4 protein-coding genes, 1 tRNA gene and 1 rRNA gene are annotated in these 6,087 nt (G+C 60.3%); 4 read left to right on the top strand and 2 right to left on the bottom strand.

The features are described 5' to 3' along the window. Positions 1–177 precede the first annotated feature (177 nt). From rrf to V7S54_RS17735, 3 genes are all read left to right on the top strand, one after another. A 5S ribosomal RNA gene (gene rrf / locus V7S54_RS17745) occupies positions 178–292 on the top strand. A 184-nt stretch (positions 293–476) separates the two neighbouring features. Further along, positions 477–553: transfer RNA gene (locus V7S54_RS17740), tRNA-Met, on the top strand. Between the two features lie 427 nt (positions 554–980). After that, entirely contained in the window at positions 981–2,075 is a 1,095-nt protein-coding gene (locus V7S54_RS17735; protein ID WP_083203721.1) for a sensor histidine kinase, read from the top strand. 111 nt (positions 2,076–2,186) lie between these two features. Here V7S54_RS17735 and V7S54_RS17730 read toward each other — a convergent pair whose 3' ends face one another. Beyond that, positions 2,187–3,167 carry a DUF2950 domain-containing protein gene (locus V7S54_RS17730; RefSeq protein WP_065375480.1) on the bottom strand — a complete coding sequence of 327 codons (981 nt, stop codon included), beginning with the start codon at positions 3,165–3,167 and terminating at the stop codon, positions 2,187–2,189. Positions 3,168–3,188: 21 nt separating this feature from the next. Then, on the bottom strand, positions 3,189–4,571 hold the full coding sequence (locus V7S54_RS17725; RefSeq protein ID WP_065375479.1) for a DUF3300 domain-containing protein: 1,383 nt from the start codon (positions 4,569–4,571) through the stop codon (positions 3,189–3,191). 371 nt (positions 4,572–4,942) lie between these two features. Here V7S54_RS17725 and V7S54_RS17720 point away from each other — a divergent pair, with 371 nt between their 5' ends. Next, positions 4,943–6,079, top strand: a complete 1,137-nt coding sequence (locus V7S54_RS17720) for an AI-2E family transporter (protein WP_065375478.1) — start codon at positions 4,943–4,945, stop codon at positions 6,077–6,079. Positions 6,080–6,087 lie beyond the last annotated feature (8 nt).

Genomic DNA, 6,087 nt, shown 5'->3' with positions numbered 1-6,087 from the left:
GGAAGTGCGGCAACGCATGAAGCTTACCAGTACTAATCGTTCGATTGGCTTGATCGTTCCCATTGCTCATGCTCATCACAAAATGAGCGACGTGTTCAAAAACAACTGAAGTGAAAACTTCAACCAGCTTCTCATTCGGTTTGCGCCAAGCTAGGCGCAAATCTTGCGCTTTGCCGACCTGGTGGTTCTGGCGGGGTGGCTGCACCCGTTCCCATTCCGAACACGGCCGTGAAACGCCCCAGCGCCGATGGTACTTCGTCTTAAGACGCGGGAGAGTAGGTCGCTGCCAGGTCTGCAAAGCGCAAGATAACAAAACCGGATCAAACATCTTCTCGACACACACTCGGCCCAGCCGAACTAAGGGCCGCCACCAAGCGGCCTTTTTGATTCGGTAAGCTGACAGAAACGAACGGGATTTTGCTTCGCAAAACCCAGACCGGATAAACGGGATTTTGCCTTCGGCAAAACCCGGATAAAGCGGGGTGGAGCAGCCCGGTAGCTCGTCAGGCTCATAACCTGAAGGCCGCAGGTTCAAATCCTGCCCCCGCAACCAAATTCTTACTTGATTATCAAAGGGCTCCGAGGAAACTCGGAGCCCTTTTTGCATTCAAAACGCCAGCCAATGCGCCACCGCTTCGACAAACGCACACTTCGATCTCCCCATGCTCCGCACTCTCTTCGATCCGGAAGGCCGAAGCGATCTTAGTCTAGCTTCTCAAATTACCCGTCGAAGTCCCAATCCTCCAAGGCCAGCCAGCTGCGGGTCTCCCCGATGATCTCGTTCGTTGGCCGTACATCAGCGCCCCCAACGACCGATCGGTCTCGTCTCCCGTCGCAATCTTGGCGCGGTTGAGAACGGGGAGTGTACCTTTTCGTTGCTAAATTTCTTTATTTACCCTTTCAAATAGCCCAAACCGGGCGCAGCCGGGCGGTCACGTCGCTCGAACAAAGCCACCTGAAACCAGCGTGATAGAGTTTGCATGAAACACATCACCATTCCGACCGACAGCTTCCTGGATGGCCGTCGATTTCCCGCAACGACCCTGCGCCTGGCTTTGATCTATGCAGCCGCCGAGTTGCTGATCAGCAGTCCGATCTGGCTCACAATCGGTGACAATCCCCTCAAGCCGTTCCTTGGCAAGCTTGTCCTTGAAGCGGTCTTTGTCGTTCTGGCCATTCTGTTTGCGCATCTGCTCAGCCGCATGAGAAGGCAGCGCTACGCCACGCAAATTTTCGTGTGCCTGCTGCTTTCCCTGGTCAGCTCGCTCGGTATGTCGCTGCTGGACTACTATCTCTACACGCTGATCATGTCGCCCGTCGTCGTGCCGTTCAACATTATGGATTACGGCTATGCTGTCTGTTACCGCATGTCGATCTTCTTTGGCTGGTCGTTCCTCTTCGTGGCGTTGCTCAATCACATGGAGGTGCGCGATCGGGATTTGAAACTGATTGTCTCGCGCGAAGAGGCGCTGGCGGCGCAGATGCGTGCCTTGCAATATCAGATAAACCCGCATTTCCTCTTCAATACGCTGAACTCCATCACCGGCCTGGTGGAGGAGGGGGCATCGCAGCGAGCCGAGCGGATGATCATGTCGCTCTCAGGATTTTTGCGGTCGACGCTGCAGCTCGATCCGATGCGCGAATTGCGGCTTGCGGACGAAATGGCTCTGCAGAAAGAGTATCTCGACATAGAGAAAGAGCGGTTTTCGGATCGAATGGTCGTCCGTATCGACATCCCTCCCGAACTCGAGGGTGCCATGGTTCCAAGTCTGATCCTGCAGCCGCTGGTCGAGAACGCGGTGAAGCACGGCGTCGGCCGTTCGATCGGCGAGGTCGAAATTCACATCCGGGCGGCCCGGGTCGGAGGGACGCTCAATCTGTCCGTCGAAAACGACGTTGCCGCGTCCGCTTCCGGCAAGGCGGGCGAGGGCCTCGGCATTGGCCTTGCCAATGTCGCCCATCGGGTCAGGACGCATTTTCCGGAAGGTGCATCATTGACCGCCGGTCATGTCGCGCCGACGCGCTATCGCGTTTCGCTGCACATGCCGCTGAGATTTGCACAAGCTGACGCATAGGTGGTCGAAACTGTCAGAGAACCTCGACAACCGATGTGGTTGATCCGTTCGCCCACGTCCGGGCCGGAGGGAAATCCGGCCCGACAAGAGATAGTCAACTGAGAACGGCGCTCAGTCGGGCACCACGTCCCATTTGTCGTCGGGATCGAAACGATCGATGAAGGGCACGATCTGTTCGGTGCTCGGCCCCAGGTCCCGCTCGTAAACGATGCCCTGCTGGTTGACGACGAAGGTCTTGACGCCGGTCTCGGCATAAGTGACCGGCCAGGCGATCAAGGCGAAACCACCGATCATGTTGCCGTTGATGATATAGTCATACTGGCCACCGGCGATGTTATCGCCTTGCGACGTCACGATGCGGAAGCGGTAGCCGAAGTAACCTTGGCCGGCCTTGGCCTTTTCCAGTGCTGCCTCGCTGATCGCGTCGCCGACCGGGCTTTCGCCATCGCCCTGATCGGCCGGCCAGTAGAGCCCGTCCGTCTGGCCCGGTGTGCTGATCAGCTTCTGGGCATATTCGAGCACGCCATCGGCGTCGCGATCCTGCGAGGCATACTCCTTCTGGGCATCGACATAGGCCTGTACCGTATCGATCGCCTCGAGCTCGTTCTCGCCGACGCGGCGATTGACGATCTCCTCGAGCCCGACATATGTGTCGAAAGCCCATTTGCCGTCATCGCCCTTGGTGATCGGGAAGGGCAGGGGCCAGAGCCGATCGCCGAGCTGGATGATCTTGCGCCCTTCGAGGTCGCGCACGACGACATTGCGGGCGGCACCTTCACGAATGAGCGCGAAGGTATCCATCGCCCCTTCACCGGCCTTCAGCTTCTCGGCATTGAGCCCCAGAAGCTTCGCCAGACCGTCGAAGTCATTGGCGGCGAGCTTCGCCTTGAATTCGTCGACCGCCTTGGCGGGATCATCGAAGACCGGCGGATCTTCGTCGGCCGCATAGGCATCGAGACCCGCAGCCATTTGATCCGCTGGCGCCTGTTCCGCCGGCGTCTGTGTCTGCGAGAAAGACGCGTTGAGTGGCACAGCGGCCAGCGTGAGGGCGATCGCCGTTCCGAGGAGAAACGGATGAAAGAGCTTTGTCATGGTCGTTCTCCTATGATCCGTTCAACGTCTGCGTCCACCGCCGCCGCCGCGACCACCGCCGCCACGGTGCATCGGTGGTCTGCCGCCGCCGCGGCTCATCTGTGGCCGCCCGCCGCCGCGGTGGCCACCGCCCATGCTCTGACCGCCACGACGCGACGAGTTGATTTCGCGCCGCCCGGGATTGACGTTGCCGAGGCCCGATGGATTTCTCGACCGGTTCTGTGCCTTGGCGGCCATCTTCTTCTTGCCGCCCTGACGGTTGACCTGAGAGGGCTTTTTGCCCGCTGGACGGTTGAGGCTCGGCTTACCGTCTCCAGCCCGCGCTTTTGCGATCGCCTGCCCGCCACCGGCCCCACCTGGTCGGGCTGCCGGCCTCTGCTGGGCCTTCAGCCCATCAAGCGTGCTCTTGCGCACGTCCCTGATCTGGCCGCCGCCACCACCGCCGGGCCGCGCGTTCGGTCGATCGCGGTTGATCTCGGCGGCGCGGTTGCGCAGGTTGTTGTTGCCGTTCGCCTTGATGTTGTTCTTGATGCTGTTGCGGTCGAAATGCTGAAGCTGGTCGCGGTCGAAGTTGATCTTGCTGCGATCGACATTCTTCCAGTCGATGTCGTTCCACTTCACCTTGCCGTTGATGTTGTTGAAGCAGTTGTTGCAGTCGATGTCCATGTCGCCGCCGTTCCAGCGGCCGCCCCAGACGCCCCAATCGTCCCAGTCGACAATTGCGGCGAAGGCCGCCCCAGTCACCGCGCCGGCGAAGAAGGCCGCTCCGGGATACCAATAGGCCGGATAGGGTTCTTCGTAGTAGCCGATCGGCGCCGGCGCATAATTCGGCTCGTACAGCATCTCCGGCGGATACTGCGGCACGTAGATCGTTTCGGGGTTGGCTGCCTGAATGATGACGTTGTCGCCTTCCTGGACCACCTTCACCTTGTCATCGGTCTTGATGATATTCTTGGCGACGGCCTCGTCACGCAACTGCTGTATCGCGATCAGCACATCCTTCTGCTGATTGGCGATCGCGTCGCCGAAAGACTGCGTCCACTCGAGATCTTCGCTCATCATCTTGACGATCTGGGGATAGTTGAGCAGCGAAATGACGCTGCCGTCCCAATCGTCCTTTGGTTTCATGTCGGGTTTCTTCTCGCGGGCCTCCAGGAACCGCTCCGCCTCGACGATCTGCAGCGGATAGAGCGCGGCAGCGGAAATAAGCGCCACCAGCTCGTCCGGATAGAGCGCGATGCGCGCGACCAGAACTTCGAGCTCGTCGTCGCTGAGTGGTTCCGGCGCCGTCTGCTGCTCAGCGGCCGGCGCGCTCGCCGTCTGCTGTGCCATGACGGCCGTGATGGGCGTTGAAACCAGTATCGTCACTGCGCTGCCGAGCGCGATGATCGTTTTCCGGATCATCTATCCAGCCTCCCTTTGTTGGCTGAGGCGCGCGGGCGCTTGGACAAGCGCGCGTGACAGCCCCCTGTCGACGCTTCTGCTGCAACCAGAGCTTGATCCTGTCGCAGCTTGTATTCCTACTACCGTCTGTCACAGGTATCTCTAGTGGAGGCTAGCCGATGGGGAAGGCCGAATGACGTATGCTACTGTATGTTACTGCCTATCGGCCATCGCCGGGGTACGATCCGCATGACTGTTGCACGGGGAGAGGTATGCTGGCTGCTGCCTGGGGCGCGGGGGCGGGATCCAGGCATATGGATTCGGCGATACGCGGGGTCGTCGAGAAGCCCAGCGGCGCATTGATTTGCCACATCAAGGGGTGAGGGGCGAGAATGGTTGATGATCCTTCCCGAACGGGCGCGGTTCGCGATGGGCCAACCGGTCCCCCGTCCTTCGAGGCGAAGATCACCGATATCGCCAGGATCGGCATAGTCGGGCTTTTTGCCTATTGGTCCCTGACGCTGATTGCGCCATTCGCCATCATTCTCATCTGGGCGGCCATCCTTGCCGTGGCGCTCTACCCGGCCTATGCCCGACTTGGCCGCCTTCTCGGCTCGCGGCGATTGGCTTCATTTCTCATCACGCTGACCTGCCTGGCCGTCATCGTCGCCCCGCTGACCGCGATTGCAGTCAGCTTTGCCGAAGGGGTCCAGGCGCTGCTCGCAAAACTTGCCAACGGTTCTCTCAGGGTACCGGTACCGCCGGAATACGTTCGCGACTGGCCGATCGTCGGTGAACGGGTTCATGCCGCTTGGAGCATGGCATCGGACAATTTCGAAGCTCTCCTGAGCAAGCTCGAACCTTCGCTGGTGCAGGCGGGCAGCAAGGCGCTCGGCAAAATTGCGAGCATCGGCGCCGAGGTGCTGAGCTTCGTGGTGTCCGTCTTGGTGGCCGGCTTTCTTTTCGGCTCCGGCGAACGGCTGGCGGAGATGGCGCAACGCTTCTCCGGCAGGATCGGTGGTGACAGGGGCATCGGCTTCCTGCGTCTGGCGGCGGCGACGATCCGCAACGTGGCGCGCGGCGTTATCGGCGTCGCGTTACTGCAGGCCTTTCTCTGTGCCTTGGTGCTCGGCCTGTTCCATGTTCCGGCGCCGGGTGCGATCGCATTCGTCGTGCTTGTTCTCTGCATCATCCAGATCGGGCCCGCGCTGGTCCTGCTTCCGGTGATCATCTGGGCTTGGGTGACGATGGATTTCGGTCCAGCGCTGCTTATGACAATTCTGTTGGTCCCGCTTTTCGTCATCGACAATGTGATGAAGCCGATCCTGGTGGCTCGCGGACTTTCGACGCCGACGCTGGTCATCCTGCTCGGGGTGCTCGGCGGCACGCTTTCCTACGGGCTGATCGGCCTCTTCCTGGGGCCCATCGTTCTCAGTGTGGTCCACGATTTGCTGATGGTCTGGATGCAGGGGGGCACCGTGCGCGAAAAACCGCAATCCGACCCATCGCAATCGCCGCGGCCGGTTTGAGCGCGCGT

Source organism: Ensifer sp. CCNWLY38, assembly GCF_037120565.1.
GTDB lineage: Bacteria > Pseudomonadota > Alphaproteobacteria > Rhizobiales > Rhizobiaceae > Ensifer > Ensifer adhaerens_H.
Note: the sequence above shows the minus strand (reverse complement) of the source record. Positions and strands in the feature narration are given on the sequence as shown.

Bases quoted from the DNA above. Each gene is read 5' to 3' on its own strand.
- V7S54_RS17735 (WP_083203721.1), top strand. From the start codon at position 981: ATGAAACACATCACCATTCCGACCGACAGCTTCCTGGATGGCCGTCGA.
- V7S54_RS17730 (WP_065375480.1), bottom strand. From the start codon at position 3,167: ATGACAAAGCTCTTTCATCCGTTTCTCCTCGGAACGGCGATCGCCCTC.
- V7S54_RS17725 (WP_065375479.1), bottom strand. From the start codon at position 4,571: ATGATCCGGAAAACGATCATCGCGCTCGGCAGCGCAGTGACGATACTG.
- V7S54_RS17720 (WP_065375478.1), top strand. From the start codon at position 4,943: ATGGTTGATGATCCTTCCCGAACGGGCGCGGTTCGCGATGGGCCAACC.